The organism is Pseudarthrobacter sp. CC12 (genome assembly GCF_039907755.1).
In the GTDB taxonomy this organism is placed as follows: domain Bacteria; phylum Actinomycetota; class Actinomycetes; order Actinomycetales; family Micrococcaceae; genus Arthrobacter; species Arthrobacter niigatensis.
The window spans coordinates 96,427-117,448 of the sequence record NZ_JARDJH010000005.1; the positions used below are offsets into that span (position 1 = coordinate 96,427).

Annotated in this window: 27 protein-coding genes; 15 read left to right on the top strand and 12 right to left on the bottom strand. The window is 66.0% G+C overall.

Annotation, left to right across the window (positions count from 1 at the left end; genetic code table 11):
• The first annotated feature begins 189 nt into the window (after window positions 1–189).
• From rpsF to PV772_RS06015, 6 genes are all read left to right on the top strand, one after another.
• On the top strand, window positions 190–495 hold the full coding sequence (gene rpsF, locus PV772_RS05990) for a 30S ribosomal protein S6 (protein ID WP_015939036.1): 306 nt from the start codon (window positions 190–192) through the stop codon (window positions 493–495).
• Between the two features lie 73 nt (window positions 496–568).
• On the top strand, window positions 569–1,144 hold the full coding sequence (locus PV772_RS05995) for a single-stranded DNA-binding protein (RefSeq protein ID WP_141158852.1): 576 nt from the start codon (window positions 569–571) through the stop codon (window positions 1,142–1,144).
• A gap of 124 nt (window positions 1,145–1,268) precedes the next feature.
• Window positions 1,269–1,508 (top strand): 30S ribosomal protein S18, encoded by a 240-nt coding sequence (gene rpsR / locus PV772_RS06000; RefSeq protein WP_003800144.1) that lies wholly within the window; start codon window positions 1,269–1,271, stop codon window positions 1,506–1,508.
• A gap of 17 nt (window positions 1,509–1,525) precedes the next feature.
• Window positions 1,526–1,978, top strand: a complete 453-nt coding sequence (gene rplI, locus PV772_RS06005; RefSeq protein ID WP_141158853.1) for a 50S ribosomal protein L9 — start codon at window positions 1,526–1,528, stop codon at window positions 1,976–1,978.
• Between the two features lie 80 nt (window positions 1,979–2,058).
• The gene (locus tag PV772_RS06010; protein ID WP_347885632.1) at window positions 2,059–2,907 is read left to right on the top strand and encodes a PhzF family phenazine biosynthesis protein; all 849 of its coding nucleotides are present in this window, start codon (window positions 2,059–2,061) and stop codon (window positions 2,905–2,907) included.
• Window positions 2,908–3,014: 107 nt separating this feature from the next.
• Window positions 3,015–3,641 carry an FMN reductase gene (locus tag PV772_RS06015; RefSeq protein WP_347885704.1) on the top strand — a complete coding sequence of 209 codons (627 nt, stop codon included), beginning with the start codon at window positions 3,015–3,017 and terminating at the stop codon, window positions 3,639–3,641.
• A gap of 234 nt (window positions 3,642–3,875) precedes the next feature.
• On the opposite strand, the gene PV772_RS06020 is transcribed toward PV772_RS06015, so the two are convergent.
• Both PV772_RS06020 and PV772_RS06025 read right to left on the bottom strand, forming a co-directional pair.
• The gene (locus PV772_RS06020; protein ID WP_141183487.1) at window positions 3,876–4,442 is read right to left on the bottom strand and encodes a hypothetical protein; all 567 of its coding nucleotides are present in this window, start codon (window positions 4,440–4,442) and stop codon (window positions 3,876–3,878) included.
• A gap of 2 nt (window positions 4,443–4,444) precedes the next feature.
• Window positions 4,445–4,762, bottom strand: coding sequence for a hypothetical protein (locus PV772_RS06025; RefSeq protein WP_141158856.1), 318 nt, complete (start codon window positions 4,760–4,762; stop codon window positions 4,445–4,447).
• Window positions 4,763–5,403: 641 nt separating this feature from the next.
• Between PV772_RS06025 and dnaB the strand changes: the two genes are divergently transcribed.
• Window positions 5,404–6,786 (top strand): replicative DNA helicase, encoded by a 1,383-nt coding sequence (dnaB, locus tag PV772_RS06030; RefSeq protein WP_141158857.1) that lies wholly within the window; start codon window positions 5,404–5,406, stop codon window positions 6,784–6,786.
• On the opposite strand, the gene PV772_RS06035 is transcribed toward dnaB, so the two are convergent.
• Both PV772_RS06035 and PV772_RS06040 read right to left on the bottom strand, forming a co-directional pair.
• On the bottom strand, window positions 6,783–7,799 hold the full coding sequence (locus PV772_RS06035) for a hotdog domain-containing protein (protein ID WP_347885633.1): 1,017 nt from the start codon (window positions 7,797–7,799) through the stop codon (window positions 6,783–6,785). The two genes, dnaB and PV772_RS06035, sit on opposite strands and share 4 nt — an antisense overlap.
• A gap of 126 nt (window positions 7,800–7,925) precedes the next feature.
• Entirely contained in the window at window positions 7,926–8,363 is a 438-nt protein-coding gene (locus PV772_RS06040) for a DoxX family protein (protein ID WP_347885634.1), read from the bottom strand.
• Between the two features lie 108 nt (window positions 8,364–8,471).
• Here PV772_RS06040 and PV772_RS06045 point away from each other — a divergent pair, with 108 nt between their 5' ends.
• The 3 genes from PV772_RS06045 (at window position 8,472) to PV772_RS06055 (ending at window position 10,941) form a co-directional block, all read left to right on the top strand.
• Window positions 8,472–9,824, top strand: a complete 1,353-nt coding sequence (locus PV772_RS06045; protein ID WP_347885635.1) for an MATE family efflux transporter — start codon at window positions 8,472–8,474, stop codon at window positions 9,822–9,824.
• Between the two features lie 69 nt (window positions 9,825–9,893).
• The gene (locus PV772_RS06050) at window positions 9,894–10,484 is read left to right on the top strand and encodes a hypothetical protein (RefSeq protein WP_210411337.1); all 591 of its coding nucleotides are present in this window, start codon (window positions 9,894–9,896) and stop codon (window positions 10,482–10,484) included.
• A gap of 100 nt (window positions 10,485–10,584) precedes the next feature.
• Window positions 10,585–10,941 (top strand): hypothetical protein, encoded by a 357-nt coding sequence (locus PV772_RS06055; RefSeq protein ID WP_141182816.1) that lies wholly within the window; start codon window positions 10,585–10,587, stop codon window positions 10,939–10,941.
• Window positions 10,942–10,980: 39 nt separating this feature from the next.
• On the opposite strand, the gene PV772_RS06060 is transcribed toward PV772_RS06055, so the two are convergent.
• Window positions 10,981–11,526, bottom strand: a complete 546-nt coding sequence (locus tag PV772_RS06060; RefSeq protein WP_141182815.1) for a CGNR zinc finger domain-containing protein — start codon at window positions 11,524–11,526, stop codon at window positions 10,981–10,983.
• A 71-nt stretch (window positions 11,527–11,597) separates the two neighbouring features.
• On the opposite strand from PV772_RS06060, the gene PV772_RS06065 reads away from it, so the two are divergent.
• On the top strand, window positions 11,598–12,626 hold the full coding sequence (locus tag PV772_RS06065) for an EamA family transporter (RefSeq protein ID WP_347885636.1): 1,029 nt from the start codon (window positions 11,598–11,600) through the stop codon (window positions 12,624–12,626).
• Between the two features lie 85 nt (window positions 12,627–12,711).
• Here PV772_RS06065 and PV772_RS06070 read toward each other — a convergent pair whose 3' ends face one another.
• The gene (locus PV772_RS06070; RefSeq protein ID WP_110545130.1) at window positions 12,712–12,975 is read right to left on the bottom strand and encodes a WXG100 family type VII secretion target; all 264 of its coding nucleotides are present in this window, start codon (window positions 12,973–12,975) and stop codon (window positions 12,712–12,714) included.
• 212 nt (window positions 12,976–13,187) lie between these two features.
• Here PV772_RS06070 and PV772_RS06075 point away from each other — a divergent pair, with 212 nt between their 5' ends.
• The gene (locus PV772_RS06075; RefSeq protein ID WP_141158864.1) at window positions 13,188–13,460 is read left to right on the top strand and encodes a DUF2277 domain-containing protein; all 273 of its coding nucleotides are present in this window, start codon (window positions 13,188–13,190) and stop codon (window positions 13,458–13,460) included.
• A gap of 22 nt (window positions 13,461–13,482) precedes the next feature.
• On the opposite strand, the gene PV772_RS06080 is transcribed toward PV772_RS06075, so the two are convergent.
• The 6 genes from PV772_RS06080 to PV772_RS06105 form a co-directional block, all read right to left on the bottom strand.
• Window positions 13,483–15,759 (bottom strand): heavy metal translocating P-type ATPase, encoded by a 2,277-nt coding sequence (locus PV772_RS06080; RefSeq protein WP_347885637.1) that lies wholly within the window; start codon window positions 15,757–15,759, stop codon window positions 13,483–13,485.
• A gap of 27 nt (window positions 15,760–15,786) precedes the next feature.
• Complete coding sequence (locus tag PV772_RS06085; protein ID WP_141158866.1) at window positions 15,787–16,026, bottom strand: cation transporter; 240 nt, start codon at window positions 16,024–16,026, stop codon at window positions 15,787–15,789.
• A gap of 53 nt (window positions 16,027–16,079) precedes the next feature.
• A complete protein-coding gene (locus PV772_RS06090; protein ID WP_141158867.1) occupies window positions 16,080–16,439 on the bottom strand; it encodes a metal-sensitive transcriptional regulator in 360 nt (119 codons plus the stop codon).
• A 286-nt stretch (window positions 16,440–16,725) separates the two neighbouring features.
• Entirely contained in the window at window positions 16,726–17,238 is a 513-nt protein-coding gene (locus tag PV772_RS06095; protein ID WP_307361061.1) for a universal stress protein, read from the bottom strand.
• A gap of 81 nt (window positions 17,239–17,319) precedes the next feature.
• A complete protein-coding gene (locus tag PV772_RS06100; RefSeq protein ID WP_347885638.1) occupies window positions 17,320–18,093 on the bottom strand; it encodes a class F sortase in 774 nt (257 codons plus the stop codon).
• Between the two features lie 104 nt (window positions 18,094–18,197).
• Window positions 18,198–19,034: a hypothetical protein gene (locus tag PV772_RS06105; protein ID WP_347885639.1), complete on the bottom strand. Its 837-nt coding sequence runs from the start codon at window positions 19,032–19,034 to the stop codon at window positions 18,198–18,200.
• A 280-nt stretch (window positions 19,035–19,314) separates the two neighbouring features.
• On the opposite strand from PV772_RS06105, the gene PV772_RS06110 reads away from it, so the two are divergent.
• From PV772_RS06110 to PV772_RS06120, 3 genes are all read left to right on the top strand, one after another.
• A complete protein-coding gene (locus PV772_RS06110) occupies window positions 19,315–19,515 on the top strand; it encodes a hypothetical protein (protein ID WP_141158870.1) in 201 nt (66 codons plus the stop codon).
• Between the two features lie 71 nt (window positions 19,516–19,586).
• A complete protein-coding gene (locus PV772_RS06115; protein WP_347885640.1) occupies window positions 19,587–20,696 on the top strand; it encodes an exo-alpha-sialidase in 1,110 nt (369 codons plus the stop codon).
• Window positions 20,689–20,976 carry a MoaD/ThiS family protein gene (locus tag PV772_RS06120; RefSeq protein WP_347885641.1) on the top strand — a complete coding sequence of 96 codons (288 nt, stop codon included), beginning with the start codon at window positions 20,689–20,691 and terminating at the stop codon, window positions 20,974–20,976. The genes PV772_RS06115 and PV772_RS06120 overlap by 8 nt, the downstream gene beginning before the upstream one ends.
• Window positions 20,977–21,022: the final 46 nt, after the last annotated feature.

A 21,022-nucleotide genomic window follows, 5' to 3' on the forward strand; every position in this document is an offset into this window, starting at 1 on the left:
CGCGGCGCAGCACCCGCAGTAGCCTTGGGTCAAGCGTGAATCGCCTATCGGGTCCAAATGCACTAGGATATTGAAGTCTGTGCTGCGTCCTGCCTCCGTTCCGGTGGCCGGGCATCGCGCGGAATCGCAAATGAACCTCCTGTTACGGAAATGCCGTAACCGCTTAGCCCAAAGGAGGTGGGTTCACATATGCGTCCTTACGAATTGATGGTAATCATCGACCCCGAGGTCGAAGAGCGTACCGTTGAGCCGTCGCTTCAGAAGTTCCTGAACGTCATCACGAACGATGGTGGAACCATCGAGAAGGTTGACATCTGGGGCCGTCGTCGCCTGGCTTACGACATCAAGAAGAAGTCCGAAGGTATCTACGCCGTGGTGAACTTCACCGCGAAGCCGGAGACCGCCAAGGAACTTGACCGCCAGCTGTCTCTTAACGAGACCATCATGCGCACCAAGATCACCCGCCCCGAAGAGCAGAAGGTTGTTGCTGAGTAATTCAGCACCATTCTTCATTCTTTACCCCGCAGGAAACGCACTCTTCACCCAGGATCGAACAAGGAGGCAGTAGATGGCAGGCGAGACCACCATTACGGTCATCGGTAATCTCACCAATGACCCGGAATTGCGGTTCACACCGTCAGGTTCGGCAGTAGCGAACTTCACCATCGCTTCCACCCCCCGCACCTTTGATCGCCAGTCCAACGAGTGGAAGGACGGGGAGACCCTGTTCCTCCGCGCCGCTGTTTGGCGTGAAGCAGCCGAGAACGTCGCGGAGTCCCTGACCAAGGGCATGCGCGTCATCGTTACCGGCCGCCTGAAGAGCCGCTCCTACGAAACAAAAGAAGGCGAAAAGCGCACCGTTATCGAGCTTGAGGTCGACGAAATCGGCCCCAGCCTGCGCTACGCCAACGCCAAGGTCAACCGTACCCAGCGCTCCGGCGGACAGGGTGGCGGCGGCTTCGGTGGCGGCAACAGCGGCGGTGGCTTCGGAGGCGGCAACTCTGGTGGAAACCAGGGCGGCAACTCCGGTGGAGGCTGGGGCGGCGGCAACCAGCAGGCTGCACAGGACGATCCCTGGGCTACGCCCGGTGTGTCCAATGCAGGCGGCTGGGGCAACGGCCCCGATTCCGAACCTCCCTTCTAAAACCTAAACAACGGCCCGGCGCTGGGGCTGCCAAGGTGCAAGATGCACCCGGGCACTGCCGCCGTCGGACCACCACCATCCCGTGGATCAATATCCACGGGCTCCATAGAATAGGAGCTCCACGATGGCTAAGGCTGAACTCCGTAAGCCCAAACCAAAGTCCAACCCCTTGAAGGCCGCTGACATCACTGTCATCGACTACAAGGACGTAGCATTGCTGCGCAAGTTCATCTCCGACCGCGGCAAGATCCGCGCCCGTCGCGTTACTGGCGTCACGGTGCAGGAACAGCGCAAGATCGCCCAGGCAATCAAGAACGCCCGCGAAGTTGCTCTGCTGCCTTACTCCGGCGCTGGCCGCGGCTAAGGAAGGGATTAACTAACATGGCAAAGCTCATTCTGACCCACGAGGTCACCGGTCTCGGTGCTGCTGGCGATGTTGTCGAGGTCAAGGACGGTTACGCACGTAACTACCTGCTGCCCCGCAACTTCGCCCTGACCTGGTCGAAGGGTGGCGAGAAGCAGGTTGAGTCCATCAAGGCTGCCCGTGCCGCCCGCGAGCACGCTTCCCTGGAAGATGCTCAGAAGCAGGCCGCTGCACTGTCCGCCAAGCCGGTCAAGCTGGTCGTCAAGGCCGGCGAGTCCGGCCGCCTGTTCGGCACCGTCAAGCAGGGCGACGTTGCTGACGCTGTTGAGGCCGCAGGCCTTGGCAAGATCGACAAGCGCAAGGTTGAACTGCCCGCCCACATCAAGTCGGTTGGCACCTACCAGGCCAACGTCCGCCTCCACGCTGACGTTGCCGCTGTGATCGAACTGGACGTGGTGGCAGGAAAGTAATTTCCCCGCCTCACGCCAAGACCCCCGCTGCCGGACTCCGGCAGCGGGGGTCTTTCGTTTTCCGGTGGTAGCCTGCTCCGGTGAACCCGAACCCCCGCCATCGCCCATTCCACCAGGTGGATGTCTTCGCCGGCCACGCCTACCGCGGCAACCCGCTCGCCGTCGTGCTTGATGCCCAGGGCCTGGACGCGGCAACCATGCAGCACTTCGCCAACTGGACCAACCTCTCGGAAACCACCTTCCTCCTGCCTCCCCGGGATCCGCGGGCGGACTACAGGGTCCGGATCTTCACCGGGGCCGAGGAGTTTCCCTTCGCAGGCCATCCGACGCTGGGCTCTGCGCATTCCTGGCTGGCGAGCGGAGGGGTGCCGAAGTCCGGCGGCCACGTGGTGCAGGAATGCGCCGCGGGGCTGGTCCGGATAAAGCTCGACGGCGGCAGGCTGGCTTTCGCAGCGCCGCCCCTGACACGTTTCGGCCCTGTGGAGGACCCGGTCCGCCGGCAACTGGCCGCCGCCCTGCGGGTGCCTGCCGGGGACATCGTTGACGCGTGCTGGCTGGTGAACGGCCCGGAATGGATTGGCGTCCTGCTGGAATCCGCAGAGCAGGTGCTGGCCCTGGAACCGGACCAGGCTGCCATGGGCGACCTGAAGATCGGCGTCATAGGGCCATACCATGCCGGAGCCGGAACCGACTTTGAAGTCCGCACGTTCCTGCCGGGTGCTGGAATGGTAGAGGATCCCGTCACCGGCAGCTTTAACGCCGGTGCCGCCCAGTGGCTGGTGGGAAGCGGCAGGGCGCCGGAGCAGTATGTGGCCTCGCAGGGGACCGTCCTGGGACGGGACGGGCGCATCCACGTGAGTACGGAGGACGGAGATATTTGGGTTGGCGGCGAGTCCACTACCTGTATCCGGGGCACCGTCCTGCTCTGATCCAGCGCCCGGGAGGCTCGTTCGGGAATACTCCGCTGCGCGCAACAGTTCAAAGGTATAGATGCATACGCATGTATGATGAACTGAACAAACACCAGGAGAATGCCATGGAAACCCGCCGCATCACCGTCCTCTCCGCAGGGCTTGGCGTACCTTCGTCGAGTCGGCTGCTGGCTGACCAGCTTTCGGTCGCCGCCACGCGACAGCTGGAAGCAGCCGGTTATGAGGTGGCCGTGGACGTCGTCGAGCTCCGCGACCTGGCCGTGGACATCGCCAACAACTTCGTTACCGGCTACGCCGCGCCGCGCCTGGCGGACGTCATCGCGGGTGTGAAGGCGTCCGACGGAATCATTGCGGTCACTCCCGTGTTCAGTGCCTCCTACAGCGGCCTCTTCAAGTCCTTTATCGACGTCCTTGATCCCAAGTCACTCGACGGAAAGGCCGTTCTGTTGGGCGCCACCGGCGGAACGGACCGGCACCAAATGGTCCTGGATTTCGCAATGCGGCCCCTGTTCAGCTACCTCCGGACGCGCATGGCAGCCACCGGAGTCTTTGCAGGACCGCAGGACTGGGGAACCGCAGAGGAGGGTGGGGGATCCCTCGCGGACCGCATCGAACGCGCAGCCGGCGAGTTCACGCGCCTGCTTGACGGCCCGCAGCCGGGCCGGGAGGAAGTCCCGCTGGAGTCCCTGCCGTTCGAGCAGCTGCTGGCGGGCATTTCCGGCAACGCCTGACCGGCCGGAGCCTGCGCCTAAGCCGAGTGGAACCACGAACGCGGTTGTCTGCACAAGCTCGTTCGACGCAATCTGTGAGAAGCGGCTCGACTGGCAAGTAGAACGCCAAACTTGTGGCTGACGACGGCCGGACAGAGACCGGGGTGACCTGGGCCGCCAGCTCTCGCGGGGGCTCGATACGAGCAGCAGTGATGGGCTGGACCTCAGTTCCAGGGAGGCCGGCTGGCCGCTAGCCTAGTCGTCCAGCAGCGCGATGAACTCCCGGGCCTGCTTGAGCGAGATATCCGAGTGCCGCGTCAGCGCGGTGGCTGCCGCCTCCGTTTCTCCGCTCCGGGCCAGCGTCCGGATCCTTCCGAAAATTTCGTCGTTAAGCATGTTGCTGCTTACTTCCCGGGTGACGTCACCTTTGCTCGCGATCGCCCGGTAGCGGTACGGAAACCGCTCTGGCTCGTCGTCGTCCTCCTCCGGGACCTGCACCGGTTCCTGGGCCCGGTAAGGCTGGGGGTGGGCCGCCATGGCGCCGACAGCGTCGCGGGAGGCCCGCAGTCCCTCGCCGGTGGCCTCGTAGTAGAGCTTGATGGCGGCCATGGCCTGCCCTTGGGCGATCAGGGCATAGAGCCGCCGGTGTTGGTCCTCGGACAAGCGGCCCGCAGCCGCGCGGGCCAATTCCTGCGACGAGGCAGCGGCCTGGGCCGGGGCTGTGCCGCGCGTTGACTTCCGGGTGCGGAAGGCGCGGTACGCCAGTATGACGCCAGTAACAACCGCGAGCAGGATAAGGACCGGGACCGCCAGGGATTCCATTTTCACGTGCCGTTCTCTGTTGTTCCTGGCCTTTGCCAGGTGCGTTCGCTTTGCTGGCGGGCCGCACGGATATATTCCTGCTGCTGGTTGTGCTGCTGGGCGTTTTGGCTGGGGTGGGTAGCGGCGGCCAAGCGGTCCCGGGCGGCAGTGGCCGCCTGGACCTGGGCCGCGTAGTGGCGTGCCGACCGCTCGGCAAGCTCGCGCTGGTACTTTGCGGCCTCCGACAAGCCCGGATCGCGCGGCCGCAGCGCGGTGGCGACTCCCCATAGGAGGGCCACCAAAACAATCGCCGGCAACAGCACCAGCAGGAGATCGCCCATACCTAGAGCCTAATCCAGATCGGGTTTATCCACAGCAATATTCACTCTTCCGCATACAGGGCCGCGCAGGCGCCAGTCAAACCCCCGCACTGGAATATGAGGAGCGCCACGGACAGGGGGCCCGGGCTCTTCCGGGGCCGTTCCGCACCTTCCATCTCTGGGATCCCACTCAGTGCCTGTGGATGAAATTCCGCGGAAGAAATATTTACTCCACATGCTGGTGGCAGTGTTTTCCCAGTTCAGGGGCATAAAGAGGGCGAAAAAAACTTTGTATCCACAGACTTCCCCACAGGCTGTGCACAAGCTATGCCGCATACTGCACAGGTTATCCACAGGGTGTGCGGCATGCTGGCTTTGCGGCGGCCGCCATGCCAGTTAGCGTAGCGGGGTACCTGTTCTCCGGGGCCGAAACAGGATCCCTGTTCTGGCCACTGGGACCTCCTCCATGCTTCCTCCACATCTTTTTGTGGAAAAGCTGTGGATATTGGGGATAACTCCGGTCCGGAGCTGGTTTCCGGAACTCCGGCACGTGATTGTCAGGGCCTGCGGGTAGACCTGGACGCGTGGCGGATCGGATATCGGAGCCACGAACAGGATGGATCACCGGACTGCACACCCGGTACAAATGGAGGACGGCAGCTTTGTCAATCGCGCATCTGGACCCTGTCGAGGCAACCCGTGGATCGGACGCGAGCCGGAAGCCGCCACAGGACATCGCGGCCGAGCAGTCAGTCCTGGGCGGAATGATGCTGTCCAAGGATGCCATCGCGGATGTTGTCGAGATCCTCCGCGGCCAGGATTTTTACCGCCCGGCGCACGAGACCATCTATGAGGCCATCATCGACCTCTATGGCCGCGGCGAGCCTGCAGATGCGGTTACCGTGTCCGATGAACTGACCAAGCGGGCCGAGATCAACAGGATCGGTGGGCCCGCCTACCTCCACGAATTGATCCAGACCGTCCCCACTGCCGCCAACGCCGGCTATTATGCCGAGATCGTGGCCGAACGGGCGGTGCTTCGCCGCCTGGTCAACGCCGGCACCAAGATTGTCCAGCTGGGCTATGGGTCCGACGGCGAGGTGGAGGACCTGGTCAACCAGGCCCAGGCCGAGGTTTACGCCGTGGCCGAACGCCGCACCGCGGAGGATTACGTGGTGCTGAAGGACGTCATGGAGTCCACGGTGGACGAAATTGAGGCGTCCGGCCACCGCGGGGAGGGCATGACCGGTGTCCCCACAGGTTTCTACGAACTCGACGAGTTGACCCACGGGCTGCACCCCGGCCAGATGATCGTCATCGCCGCGCGCCCCGCCGTTGGCAAGTCGACGTTCGCCCTGGACTTCGCCCGGTCCGCGGCCATCAAGAACAACCTCGCCACGGTGATGTTCTCCCTGGAAATGGGCCGGAACGAGATCGCCATGCGCCTGTTGTCAGCCGAAGCCACCATTGGGCTCCAGGACCTCCGTAAGGGAACCATCAAGGACGAGCAGTGGTCCAAGATCGCCACCACCATGGGCCGCATGAACGATGCCCCGCTGTTCATCGATGACAGCCCCAACATGTCCCTGATGGAAATCCGTGCCAAGTGCCGCCGCCTGAAGCAGCAGCACGACCTCAAGCTGGTGATCCTCGACTACCTGCAGCTTATGAGCTCGGGCAAGAAGGTGGAATCCCGCCAGCAGGAAGTTTCCGAGTTCTCCCGGGCGCTGAAGCTCCTCGCCAAGGAACTCCAGGTTCCCGTCATTGCCCTGTCCCAGCTGAACCGTGGATCGGAGCAGCGCCAGGACAAGCGCCCCATGGTCTCGGACCTCCGTGAGTCCGGGTCCATCGAGCAGGATGCCGACATGGTGATCCTGCTCCACCGCGAAGATGTTTACGACAAGGAATCACCCCGGGCCGGTGAGGCGGACATCCTGGTGGCCAAGCACCGTAACGGCCCCACCAAGGACATTGTGGTCGCCTTCCAGGGCCACTACTCCCGCTTTGCGAACATGGCGGGCGACGCTGGCGGTGGAGGCTTCTAGTCCCCTTCGTTCCCGGAGCGGGCCGCGGCGCTGCCGGCAGGCCCTGCGGCGGCCAGCAGGTGGTTCGGCAGGCGGTTGCCGGGCGCCGTACCCCGGATCTCCAGGAGTTCGCGGGCGTGGGCATGCAGCCGCTTGTCCTCCTCGCTGACCGGCACCCACGCGGGAACCGGCACCGAGTTGCCTTCGTCGTCGCGCGCCACCATCACGGTGAGGCAGTAGGTAGTGAGATCCAGCTCCCGGCCCTTGGGGTCGCCGCAGCGGACGTGGACGGCGATGTGCATGCCCTTGGTCCCGGTGTAGACCAGGCGGGCTTCCACTTCCACCACGTGCCCGATCAGCAAGGGCCGGTAGAAGCGGACGCCGCCGGAGAATACGGCCACGGTATCCCTGCCGCAGTAGCGGGAGGCGCAGACATAGGCTGCTTCGTCGATCCATTTCATGACGATGCCGCCGTGGACCTTCCCGCCCCAGTTCACGTCGGTGGGGGCTGCCATGAACCTCAGCGTCACGCGCTCGGCAGTGCCGGCGTCTGTATATTCCTGCCGGTTCATGGCTTCCACAATCTGTTCCCGGACCTTGATCCTGGCCAAGGCGTGGTCCCGCTGCTCAATCTCGACTGGGGTGGAGGGCTGGAACTGCTGAACCGGGATCGGCCTGCCATCTTCGCCGACCGCTACAAAGATCACCATGCACTGGCTCCGCATCGTGGCCGGGCCGCCTTTGGGATCGCCGGAGGAGACCACGGTGTGGATGTGCATGGAGGAGCGGCCGGTGTAAACGATGGTGGCCTCCACTTCCACCATGTCGCCGCTGTTGACGGGATCGGCGAAATGTATGTTTCCCACGTAGGCGGTCACGCAGTAGGACTTGGCCCACCCCACCGCGGCGGCGTAGGCGGCCTTGTCCACCCACTCAAGCACTGTGCCGGCATCCACCGAGCCGCTGTGGCCCACGTCGGTGGGGGCGGCGAGGAAGCGGAGGGTCACGGAGTTGGGGCGGCCGGTCTCAGTCATGCTGCGATCCTACTGGCGGCCCCGGTTACCGGCCGGTTGGCGCTGCAACAATGCGAAGCGCAGCTTAAAGTCCGACGGCGGCAGGCACCTTTGGTGGCCTGCCGCCGTTCGTGGCGTGGGGAGGGGCTACGCGAGGACTGCCAGCCGGGATTCCGGACGGCGGCCGAAGAGGGCGCGGTCCACGGACAGCCGGCCGGCTCCGGTAAGTGCCAGGGCGAAGGATGCCGCTGCCAGCAGGAGGACGAGTTCGTAGCCTCCGTTTGCCGCGAAGATACCGGCGGGGGCATGTACGAGGAACAGGGCCCCCAGCATGTCCACCACGAGGAGGGCGGCCACGACCCGTGTCAGGATTCCCAGGATCAGGGCAATGCCGCCTGCCAGTTCGAGGACGGCGATCGCGGGGGCCATGACGTCGGCGGCCGGGACGCCCATCTTGGCGAAGGACGCCTTGGTGCCGGCGATGGTCCATTCATTGAACTTCTGCCAGCCATGGGCTGCGAAGAGGAAGCCGAGGATGATTCGTAGGGCGGCCAGGGCAGTGGTGGTCAGTGCAGACTTGTTCATGGGTTCCACTGTCCCGGATTAATAGTTGTAGTATCAACTAATTCGTTATACTTGTGGTCTTTGTCATGCCTTGAAGGGTCCCGCGTGCGGCCCGGTTAGGCTGGCAACGTGCCCCAACAACCTGCCCTTGCCGCCGTCTCCGGAGGGCGCGGGCCTGCCCGTGAAATTCTTCGCCTCGCCATCCCTGCGTTCGGGGCGCTGGTGGCTGAACCCCTGTTCCTGCTGGCCGACTCGGCGATTGTGGGGCACCTTGGTGTCGCGCAGCTCGCAGGCGTGGGGCTGGCATCAGCGGTGCTGCAGACCGCCGTCGGGCTCATGGTCTTCCTGGCTTACTCGACGACGCCCGCCGTGGCCCGCGCGATCGGGGACGGACAACTCGGCAAGGCCCTCGCGGCAGGGCGCGACGGCGTGTGGCTGGCCACGCTCCTGGGCGTGCTGCTCGCCGCCGCCGGCTTCGCTGCGGCCGAACCGCTGATCGACCTACTGGGCGCGGAGGGCAGTGTCCGCACCTTTGCCATCGACTACTTCCGCTGGTCCATGCCGGGACTGGTGGCCATGCTGCTGATCTTCGCCGGCACGGGTGTCCTGCGCGGCCTGCAGGACACCCGGACCCCGCTGGTGGTGGCCACGGCCGGATTCGGCGTCAACGCGCTGCTGAACCTGTGGCTTGTCTACGGGCTGGGCTTGTCGGTAACCGGCTCGGCGATCGGCACCAGCCTCGCCCAGTGGGCCATGGCTGCGGTTTACGTGGCGATGGTCCGCCGGAACGCCGTACGGCACGGAGTCAGCCTGCTGCCCAGCTGGCGGGGCATCCGCAGCATGACGCGGGTTGGATCCTGGCTCATGCTGCGCACGTTCAGCCTGCGGGCCGCAATACTGGCCACCGTGCTGGTGGTAACGGCCCAGGGTGAAGTTAACCTTGCCGCCCATCAGTTGGCCATGACCATCTTTTCCTTCCTGGCGTTCGCTTTGGATGCCCTGGCCATCGCTGCGCAGGCGCTCATCGGCAAGGAACTCGGTGCCTCCAATGCCGGCAGGGCTCGCCTGCTGACCGGGACCATGACCAGGTGGGGCGCCGGGTTCGGCGTAGTGACAGGCCTGCTGCTGGCTGCGGTTGCCCCCTGGGCGGGAGCCCTGTTCACGACGGATCCCCACGTGCAGTCAGTCCTCACCGTTGCGCTCTGGGTCCTGGCCGCCGGACAGCCCATCGCCGGCTACGTTTTTGTGCTCGATGGTGTGCTGATCGGCGCGGGGGACGCCCGTTACCTCGCCCTCGCAGGGCTGGTGAACATCGCCATCTACGTGCCGCTGCTCGCCTGGGTGGCACTCTCCGGTGCAACCGGCGCCGCAGGGCTGGGGTGGCTGTGGGCCGCTTTCGGCGTGGGATACATGGCCGCGCGGGCACTCACCCTGGGCGTGCGCGCCCGGTCCGACCGCTGGATGGTGCTGGGCTCCGCCTGAATTGACTGCAGGCGAACCGGGGAACAGCGCCCGGTTCGACCTTCCATCAGCCCCCACTAAACTGGACCGGTGACGCAATCTTCCATCCCCGCGGATGCTGCCCAGGGAACTGCCCCCCGTACCGACCTCTGGAAGCCGGTCCTGCTGCGCTCGGCGGCTGCCCTGGTGTTCGGCGCAGTGACGGTGTTTTGGACTTCGCCTTCCGTGGAGGTCATGGGCTGGGCCGGAGGCCTCTACCTATTGGCGACGGGTGTACTGTCCCTCCGGAGTGTCCCGGCGGTGGGTTTCGCCCGGAATTCCGCCCCTGGAAAGCTGCTTTCCGCCGCTGGCGCCGTCCTGGCCGGGGCTGGTTTTGCGGTGGTCCTGCTGCACAGTGACCTCTTGTTCGCAGTCATTGCCGCGCTGGGGCTGGGCGTGGCCGGTGTCTTTGAGCTTGCCTGCGGCCTTCAGCGCCGGGGGCGCCACGTGCTGGCCCGGGACTGGATCGCGTCGGGCATCATCGGGATCGGCACCGCCATCCTGCTGCCGTTCTTCGTCAACCTCGGGGCCCATGCCCTGCTGGGTGTTGCCGGGGGAGGGGCCATTATTTCCGGCGTCCTGTGGGTCCTGTCCGGCCTGACCCTCCGGCACGATGCCCGCACCGGCGCAGGAAAGCCGTAAACTAGGAGGAGCGCCCTTCTACTTTCTGTAGAAATGCCGGGGTGCGACACCGCAATTCGTAAACCAGGTGGCCGTACGCCGCCTGCAGGGAGGAACCACCGTGGCTGACCAGCATCAAGGAAAACCGCGCAAGCTGCGGACCTCGGTGAAGGGGCCGCTGATGTTTTCGGCGTTCTGGGCCGTCGTCGCCTTCGTTGCGGTGCTGATTTTCGCTTCCGGGGGAAGCGCCCGCGCGCCCCGCTTCGACCTCGCCTTCACCGCCGCCGGCATCGCCTTCATCGTGACCCTGGTCATCGCCGCAATGCTGTCCATGAGCTACAAGGAGAACGCCGAACACCTGGGCAAGGGATCGGGCGTCAACCTGAGTTCGGCGCCCAAGGCATCCCCCCATGGAGGTCCCGGCCGCCAGAACCCGCCGGCATCCGGCGACGGCACCGACAGCACGCCCCAGCGCTAGCGGCACACCTGCGCCAAAGCCCCAGGCAGCCTCAGCCTGCTAATTCGCTGCCGCCTGCCTGGCCCGATACGCGGCCACATGTGCCCGGTTGGCGCAGTTTCCGGTGTCGCAATACCTTTTGGACCGGTTGCGGCTCAGGTCCAGCACGGCGGCATCGCAGTCCTCTGATTCGCACGTGCGCATCCTGTCCATTTCCTTGCCGCGGATCACGTCCGCGAGGGCCATGGCTGCCTCGGTGCTCATCCGGTCCGCCAAAGGAGCATCCGGTGCCGTGGCGTGCAGGTGCCAGTCCCAACCGTCGTGCTTCATGAGCTGGGGCAGCGCATTCGCATCCCGCAGCAGCCGGTTGACGGTGTCGACCGCCGCGTCCTCATCCGCCGTCCACACTGCCGCCAGTTCACGGCGCAGTTCCAGCACGCTTTCCAGTTCCGCGTTATCCCGGCGGCGGCCACCCGAAAACCCCTCAGCGGCCAGGAAGGCATCGAGGTCCTCGAGGGTGGCCAGTCCCTCCCTGCCATTCGCCGCCGTGTTGATGAGGTTCACCACCGTACGCAGCGCCACTTCCGTGTCAGGGGCGAAAACCATGTTGACTCCTTACAGTGCCCGGGCGTAATGTCATGGGCATAACCCCACTTTACTCCTGACAGGAGGCGACGGTGCCTGCCGCCAAAGACCACATCCCCACCACGGAGCTGCCCGCCGGACGCCGAGGCTTCCTGGCACCCGGGCTCGGGATTGCGCTGTTCTCCTCCGCTGTCTTCGGGCTGTCCGGATCCTTTGCCAAGTCACTGCTGGAGACCGGCTGGTCGCCGGGAGCTGCCGTCACCGCCCGCTTGACGGGTGCGGCCCTGATCCTTGCGCTGCCGGCCGCCTTCGCGCTCAAGGGCCGCTGGCACCAGCTGAGGGACAATTGGCTCACCATCGTGCTGTTCGGGCTTATTGGCGTGGCGGCCTGCCAGTTGTTCTACTTCAACGCTGTGGCACGTTTGTCCGTGGGCGTGGCACTCCTGCTGGAGTACCTGGCCCCGGTGATCATCGTCCTGTGGCTCTGGGCCGCGAGCCGCCGGCGCCCCCGGCTGCTGACCTCCAGCGGGACACTCCTCTCCCTGGCCGGCCTGGTGCTGGTCCTGGACCTCACGGGCGCCGTCAAAGTGGATCTGGTTGGGGTTCTTTGGGGTATGGCGGCCGCCGTTTGCCTGGCCATCTACTTCTTCATCACCGCCAAGGAAAACGACACCTTGCCTCCCATCGTGCTGGCATCAGGGGGACTCATGACGGGCGCTGCCGTGATGTGGCTTGCAGCCGCCACCGGCCTGCTGCCCATGGCCTTCAGCACCGCGGACACCACCCTTGGGTCCTGGACCACCCCGTGGTGGGTGTCCCTTGCCGGGCTGGTGGTGCTGGCCACGGTACTCGCCTACACCTCGGGCATCATGGCCGCCAGGGCGCTCGGCTCCAAGGTTGCATCCTTCGTGTCGCTCACCGAGGTCCTGTTTGCCGTGCTGTGGGCGTGGCTGCTGCTTGGGGAACTTCCCGGTGCCATCCAGCTCCTCGGGGGATTCCTGATCGTTGGCGGTGTGGTCCTGGTCCGGCTTGACGAGCTTCGCGCCTCCGCACGCGCCGCGGGTATGAAAGTCCAGGCGTCGCCGCTGGAGCACGCGAACGACGTCGAGCCCGTCCCCTAAGCACGTGCGCGCCGTCGTCGGCCGCAAAAAAGAAAAGGCAGGGACACCGCATGGTGTCCCTGCCCCCGCCGGGCGGCGGTAAAGCCTAGTGGGAGGCCTGGCTCTGCTCTTCGGCGTTGCGCTTGGCCTGTGAGCCGGCTTCCTTCAGTGCCTCGGCAACCTTGGTCAGCATGGCGGTGTGGGTACCGGACCACTCGTTGCGGAACTTGGTGGCGTCCGGACCTTCCCAGTTGGTGCTGCTCAGAACCTTCGTGAGAGTGGACTTCTGCGTCTCGATCTCGGACGCACCTGCCTGAAGCTTGCTGCCGAGCTGGCGAAGCTGCTCAACGTCTGCACCCCAAATAGCCATCAGTTTCTCCTTGTTAGGTGTGTGGATCCGAACAAGATCGGCATCCCCAGCGGCCCCCCGGCTCATCCGGAAGATCCATTGCCTAGAACCTATCCCGGCCCCCAAACAGTGTCGATGGGCAGCCCTGCCCATGCCGGGCTCCCCATGGACGCCGGGTGAAGACCATGAAAAAAGGGTCGATCCCAGGCGTTGGAAGAGCCTAGCATGGCGTTATGTGCCGGAATATCCGAACCCTCCATAACTTCGAGCCGCATGCCTCATCCGAGGAGGTGCATGCGGCTGCGCTGCAGTACGTCCGCAAGATCAGCGGCAGCACCAAGCCGTCAAAGGCCAACCAGGAGGCCTTTGACGACGCCGTCCATGAGATCGCCCACATCACACAGCACCTGCTGGATTCGCTGGTAACGCAGGCGCCGCCCAAGGACCGGGACGCGGAAGCGGCCAAGGCCAAGGCGCGTTCCGCAGTGCGTTTCGGCGCGGCCTGACCGCGGGGGCCAGCCGCCGGGGCTACTTGCCGAAACTTCGCAGCCGCAGCGAGTTGGCCACCACCAGTACCGAGCTGGCGGCCATGGCCGCGCCGGCGATCATCGGATTGAGCAGCCCCAGGGCGGCCACCGGGATTCCCACTGCGTTGTAGAAGAACGCCCAGAACAGGTTCGTCTTGATGGTGCCCAGCGTCTTCCTGGACAGCTCAATGGCCTGCGCCACCTGGGCCAGGTCGTTGCCCATCACCGTCAGGTCCGCGGCCTCGATGGCCACATCCGTGCCCGAACCCATCGCAATTCCCAGGTCGGCCTGCGCCAAAGCAGCGGCGTCGTTGACGCCGTCCCCGGCCATGGCCACCGTGGCGCCGCCGGCCTGGAGCTTGCGGACTGCCTCGACTTTTCCTTCGGGCAGGACGCCGGCGTAGACATCGTCCGGAGCAATCCCGACGACGGCAGCCACCCGGGCGGCGACCGCGGCGTTGTCGCCGGTCAGCAGGACGGGCCGCAGGCCCAATGCCTTCAACCGTTCGACGGCGGCGGCGGAACCTTCCTTGACAGTGTCCCGGAGGCTGATGAATCCAGCAGCCTTCCCGTCCACGGCGACGCAGATGGCGGTCGCTCCGCCCTGCTCAGCGGATGCGAGCATGGCCTGCCGGCGGGCGTCCAGGACGATCCCGTTCTGCTCCAGCCAACCGCTCCGCCCTGCCATCACGGCCCTGCCCTCAACGGTGCCCGACACTCCGCCGCCCGGGGCGGAACTGAACCCCTGCACGGCCGGCAATGTGCCGGCGTCGCCCGCTTTGCCTGCGGACACTGACGTGGCTGCTGCTGCGATGGCGCGGGCCACCGGGTGCTCCGAGGCGGCCTCGACGGCGCCTGCAAGCCGAAGGACGTCCCGGTCCTGGAAGCCTGGAAATGCTGCCGCGGCATCCACGGCCAGGACGCCAGTGGTGACCGTACCGGTCTTGTCCAGGAGGATGGTGTCCACGGTGCGGGTGTCCTCAAGGACCTGCGGGCCCTTGATCAGGATGCCCAGCTGCGCGCCGCGGCCGGTACCGGTGAGCAGGCCGACGGGCGTGGCCAGGCCCAGTGCGCAGGGGCAGGCAATGACCAGGACGGCGACGGCGGCGGTGAACGCCTGCCGCAGGTGGTCCCCGTCCGCGGCCGGCCCGGCGAAGAGCAGCCAGAGTACGAATGTCAGCACCGCCAGCGCCAGGACTACCGGCACGAAGACGCTGCTGATCCGGTCCGCGAGCCGCGCGATGGGCGCCTTCCCGGTCTGGGCTTGTGACACCAGCCGCGCCATCTGGGCAAGGGTGGTTTCGGCGCCCACCCGGGTAGCCCTGACCAGCAGGCGGCCGGACGTGTTGATGGTGGCACCTGTCACGCGGCTGTCCGGGCCTACCTCGACGGGGACTGATTCACCCGTGACCAGGGACGCGTCAACGGCCGAGGCGCCGTCCACCACCACGCCGTCTGTGGCGATTTTCTCTCCTGGCCGGACCACCAGGAGGTCGCCCACCTGGAGCAGGTCGGCGGAAATCTTCTGCTCTGTGCCGTCGCGCAGGACCGTGGCATCCTTGGCACCCAAATTCAGCAGGGCCTTGAGGGCATCGCCGGCCTTCTGCTTGGCATTGGCCTCCAGGTACCGGCCCAGGAGCAGGAAGGTGGTGACGACGGCCGCCACCTCGAAGTACAGGCCGCCGGTCATGCCCTCCATGCCGGGGTGCTCGGTCATGCGCGGATCTGCCAGCAGCTGCCAGGCCGAAAACAGGTAGGCCGCTGCCACCCCAAGCGATACCAGGGTGTCCATGGTGGATGCCAGGTGCCGTGCATTGACGGCCGCTGCGCGGTGGAAGGGCCACGCCGCCCACGTGACGACTGGAAGGGCCAAAGCCGCCGCAACCCACCCCCAGTTGGGGAACTGGAACGCCGGGACCATGCTGACCAGGAATACCGGAACCGTCAGGATGGCTGCCAGGATGAGCCGCGGCCGGAGCTCGGCGGCGGGCATTGCGGCAGGTTCAGCAGCTGTATTTTCGCCGCCCGTCGGCTGCTGCCGGCGCACCTTCGCCTGGTAGCCGGCCGCGTTGACGGTCTCCACCAGTTGCTCGTCGGTGATGCCTGCAGGGACCGTGACGTACGCGGACTCCAGGGGCAGGTTGACCGTTGCAGCCACGCCGTCGAGTTTGCCGAGCTTCTTTTCCACCCGGTTGACGCAGGACGCACAGGTCATCCCTTCGATGTCGAGTTCGACGACGCGGGTGCCCGGTGGGTGCAGCAGTTCCTGGTAGCTCATGGCAGCTTTCCGGTAGTGGGAGGGTGATCAGGCTTCGTTGGCAACCACCAGGTAGCCGGCCTCGGCCACGGCTTCGCCGATTTCCGCGGGGGACAGTTCCTTGCCGGAGGTGATGGTCACGGTGGAGATGCCGCCGGCGTTCAGGTCCACGTTCACTGCTTCAACGCCCTCAAGGGCTTCGAGTTCTTCGCTGACGGCCGATACGCAGTGTCCGCAGGTCATGCCGGAGACGCTGATGGTCGTGGTGGTGGGGGCGGTGGTGCTCATGGCTTGCTCCTTCTTGTGGTGCCGGCGGTGGCCGGGTTGGGATGGTGGTGGCGTCAGCGAAGCAGGCGGCCGATTGCGTCGGCAGCTTCCTTGACCTTGGCATCGATGGCTTCTGCCCGTACGTCGGGGTCTGGTTCGGAGGCGGCCCCCACCACACAGTGGCCGATGTGTTCCTCGACCAGCCCCAGGCTGACGGCGTGCAGGGCCTTGGTGACGGCGGCAACCTGGGTCAGGATGTCGATGCAGTATTTGTCCTCGTCCACCATCCGGGCTATGCCCCGCACCTGGCCTTCGATGCGCTTCAGGCGGCGGAGGTAGGCGTCCTTGTTTCCCGTGTACCCGTGCTGAGGGGCAGCGCCTTCCTCCATAGCCGGATGTTCGGCGGCCGCAATGGCTTCCCCGGTAGCGTTCATGCAGTCAACATATACCCCTTGGGGGTATATGCACAAGTACCCCCGGGGGGTAATTTAAAGGTGCCGATGGCACCCCCTCGGGGCACAAAAAAGCTCCGGAGGGCGTTATTGGGGGATACGCACTCCGGAGCAGCTCTTGGGCAATTCCTGCTTCCACGGTAGGTGGATCGGCCTTGCTTGAATCAGCTTACTGGCTGGTACGGCACCGCGCCAGCACCCCGAATAACTACTTTCGCTTTACTTTAGCGGGGCCCCGAAGAAGGGGTTTTGCCCCCGGGAGCACCCATCACGGCCGGTCCTCGTGGGCGGGCATCCGGTAGGGAACCACCAGCACGGGCCGGCTCTGGTGGTGGCTGAGCCATGTGCCCACGGCGCCGCTGAGGGCTTCCGAGAGGCGATGGCTAAATCCCCGTTCCGGGGTACCCACAATGATCAAGGGTGCGTCCATTTCGGCGGCCAGCTGCCCGAGTGCCCGGGCCGGGTCGCCGGTGAGGGTGCGGAAGGACCACTCCGGTGGTCCACCGCCCGCCGGCAGCTGGTCCAGGGTGGACTGGACCAGCGCTTTCAGCTCGGTTGTCAGTGCCAGCATGTCGTCATCCACTCCCGGGTGCCGGGACAGGCGGTGGGCGGAACGGGCCGGATCCCACTCGACCAGGTAGCTGGCTTCGTCTACATACGCACAGACCAGGGGTGCCGCCAGCCGGGCAGCGAGGGTGGCCGCAGTCTGGATGACCTCCGGGTGCTGTTTCGGCATGATGCCCACCAGCAGGGGAGCTCCATCGAAGTTTTCCCATGTCATGCTGCCCATTGTGCGCCAGTCAAAGACCTTGTGAACAGGTACGTTAGGCCCGGGCACGTTTCAGGCGTTGCCGGGCGGATGCTACGGGGCAGCTGGGGAAGCGGTGACCACAACGTTCTTGCCCCACGGGTCCTCGGTAAAGCAGCTGATGAGGACCAGGCGGTTGGGCACCATGTCCCAGACGGCGCTGTCCTTGAGGCCGGACTTCAGGTAGGTGGTAACGCTGTCCACCTGGTAGCTGATGGACCCGGCGGCGGTTTCCAGATCAAACCGGTCACCAACGGCGGCCGCCGAGCTCAAATGGTTAAAGGGAGCGTCCGCACCCTCCCAGCTGTGGCCTATGACGTACGTGGTGTTGCCGGATCCCTTGCCCGGCGTGCCGAAAGCTGACAGCCAGTAGCCGTCCTTCGTAGCGGGCGGCTCAATGGTGCGGCTGGATTGTGCTTCGCCGTCCAGGTCCAGCGGATGGAGGGGCACATCGAAGGCGGCGGCCGGGTACCGGATGTGGATCGGCTGGGCAGCCGGCGGCAGGACGGCGGCTTCAGGCGCTGGATTCACCACGGGCTGGGGCTGGGCGGCCGCTGTTCCGGTGGCTTGCGGAATGCCAGTCTCCTCCATCGGGGCTGCCGCCCCCGCAGGCGCAGCGGCGGCGCGTACGCCGGGAGCCGACGCGTGGATGCCGGGGACCGTCAGCAGGGGGGCCTCGTGGAAGAGGGGTGCGCCAGCCGTGAAGGACAGGAAGGTGAGGACGCCGCAGCCAAGGATGGCCAGGTCGCCTTTGGTCCACCGCTGCCGGGGCTGCCACCTCGTGAGGCCCCGCCCGGGTGCTGCGTGCCGGCGTCGGTCCTGTGGCATGGCATCTCCTCACGGGTGGTCTGGGGAAAGGAAGGAAGGCGCCCTGCCGGGCACTGGCAGGGCGCCTTCCTTGTCTCTAAGCCACCGGGGTGGCGGATTGTGGGCTAGCGGGTGGTGTGCAGTGGACGTGGTCGACGGCGTACCCCCACCAGCGCTCCTGCGGCAGCCAGTGCTCCCAGGCCAGCAAGCCAGCCGGGTGTGCTGTCAGCCCCAACGGCCGTCTGGGCGTTGTAGCCCTGGTTGGTTCCCACGCTGACCGGGGCTGCGGCGGGAGCGGCCTGCGGGGCTGCCTTGGGGGCAGCGGCCGGGGTCAAAGCCGCCGAGACGTTGGTGTTGCCGCCGCCGCCATTGTTGGTTCCGCCGCCGTTGCCGGTTCCGCCGTCGTTGCCGGTGCCGCCGTCGTTGCCGGTGCCGCCGTCGTTGCCGGTTCCGCCGTCGTTGCCGGTGCCGCCGTCGTTGCCGGTGCCGCCGTCGTTGCCGGTGCCGCCGCCGTTGCCGCCGCCGCCGCCGTTGCCGCCGCCGTTGTTGGAGCCGTTGTTGGAGCCGCCGCCGTTGTTGGAGCCGCCGTTGCCGCCGCCGTTGTTGGAGCCGCCGTTGCCGCCGCCGTTGTTGGAGCCGCCGTTGCCGTTGCCGCCGCCGTTGTTGGAGCCGCCGTTGCCGTTGCCGCCGCCGTTGCCGCCAGCGTTGTTGCCGCTACCGCCAGTATTGTTGGCGCCGCCGTTGTTGGAGCCGCCGTTGCCGTTCCCGCCAGTGTTGTTGGCGCCGCCGTTGTTGGTTCCGCCGTTGCCGTTCCCGCCTGTGCCGTTGACATTGACCAGCGGTATCAGCGCGCTTCCGCCAGAGTGGGTGATCACCACTGGGTCGGAAGCTGCGATGGCAGGCGCTGTGAGGCTGATCAGGCCGAGCCCAACCACCCCCAGTGTGGCTAAGGTGCGTTTCATGTCTTCTCCCCATATGTGTGCGTCAAACTGACCATGGCGGGGGACGGCCAGCGGTTGCGCCGTATGCCCCAGCAGCACGGTCAGCTTGCTTTGAGATTTCAGGCTAGGGGCGCCGCCTGGGGCAGTCGCCAGTAGGGGGTACTCGTCTTTCTGCGGGGCTGGCGGCCCAAGTTACCTGCCAGTACCCTAAAGCCGGCACGCGCCACCTGCTTCCGCGGCGGGACCTTGTCCGCAGTGCGGGCCGCGCCTACCGTTTTAACTGAAGCAGGGAGGGGGAATCGTGGAAATCTACATGTGGTGGCTGGACCTGGACCTGGCCAGCAAAGAGTGGCTGCGGCAGAACCTCCGCGCACTGGAGTTGCCGCTTCCGGTACTCCAGGGGATTGCGGAAGCCGGCGGCCCGCATCCGGGCAATCCCGCCGCCGTGCTGACCGCCGCTGACTGGGACTTCATCGAAACGCAGTCGGAATTCGTGGACTAACCCCTTGTCCGCCCGCTGTCCCGCCGGTGGCGGGCTCAAAACCGTTGCGCGTTGCCCCTGACGGTGGTTGCATGGTCCGCATGGCAACGGCGGCAGAATCCTTCATCCTGGCAATCGGCACCAAGAAAGGGCTGTGGCTCGCCACCAGCCGGGACCGGCGGGAATGGTCCTTCAGCGGCCCCCACTTCCTCATGGCCGAAATCCCCAGCATCGGAATCGATACCCGGGAGGGCCGCACCAGGATTCTGGTGGGAGTCCGCAGCCCGCACTGGGGACCCACCGTTGCACACTCCGATGACCTTGGTGCCACCTGGTCCGAGCCGGAACATGGCGCCATCACCTTTCCGGGCGACACCGGCGCCGCCGTGGAGCGCGTATGGCAGATCTACCCGGACGCCGAGTCCCGGCCCGGGGTGGTGTGGGCGGGGGCGGAGCCCATCTCCGTATGGAAATCGACCGACGGCGGCGAGCACTTCGAGTTGAACCGAGGCCTGTGGGACCACCCGCACCGCAGTGAGTGGGGAGCAGGCTACGGCGGTGCGGCGGCACATTCGATCGTGGTGGACCCGGCGGGCGAAACCGTGCACGTCGCCATGAGCACCGGAGGTGTGTACCGCTCGCTGGACGGCGGGTTGTCCTGGGAAGCGCGCAACAAGGGCATCTCGGCCTACTTCATGCCGGATCCCAACCCGGAGTTCGGCCAATGCGTGCACAAGATCGCCGCGGATGCCGCCGTCGAAGGACGCCTCTACGCACAGAACCACCACGGGGTCTACCGGACCGACGACAATGCCGACAGCTGGAACTCCATCGCGGAGGGCCTGCCGGCCGACTTCGGCTTCGTCATGCTGACGCATCCGCGCCGGGACGGCACCGCCTGGGTGATACCGCTGAAGGCCGACGGCGAACGCATCCCCCCGGACGGAAAGCTCGCCGTCCATCGCACGGACGACGCCGGGAACACCTGGACGGGGCTCAGCGCCGGCCTCCCCGAGCAGGAATACAACAGTGTGCTCAGGGACGCTGCCTCGGTGGACACGGCGGAACCGGCCGGCGTCTACTTCGGCACGCGGGGCGGGACCGTCTACGCGAGTGCTGATGAAGGGGAGACGTTCACGGAGGTAGCGTCCCACCTGCCGGACGTCCTCTGCGTCCGGGCGGCAGTGGTGGCCGGTGCCTGAGATTTCGCTGCTGTTGCCCAGTGTCCTGCAACCCCTGGCTGGCGGACAATCCGTGCTCTCCACACCGGCCGACGGGCCGGTAACGGTGGGGCACCTGCTCGATGCCGTCGCCGCCGACTATGCCGTGCTGGGACGCCGGCTCCGGGACGAGACCGGGGCGCTGCGCAGATTCGTCAACATCTACGTCGGCGGTGACGAGGTGCGGCGGCTTCAGGGCCTGGAAACCGAGGTAGCGCCGGGCCAGGAAGTGCTGGTCATCCAGTCCGTTGCGGGCGGCTGAGCGGCGGCTGGAGTCGTTGTCGCAAACCGAGTGCAAAATCGTTGAC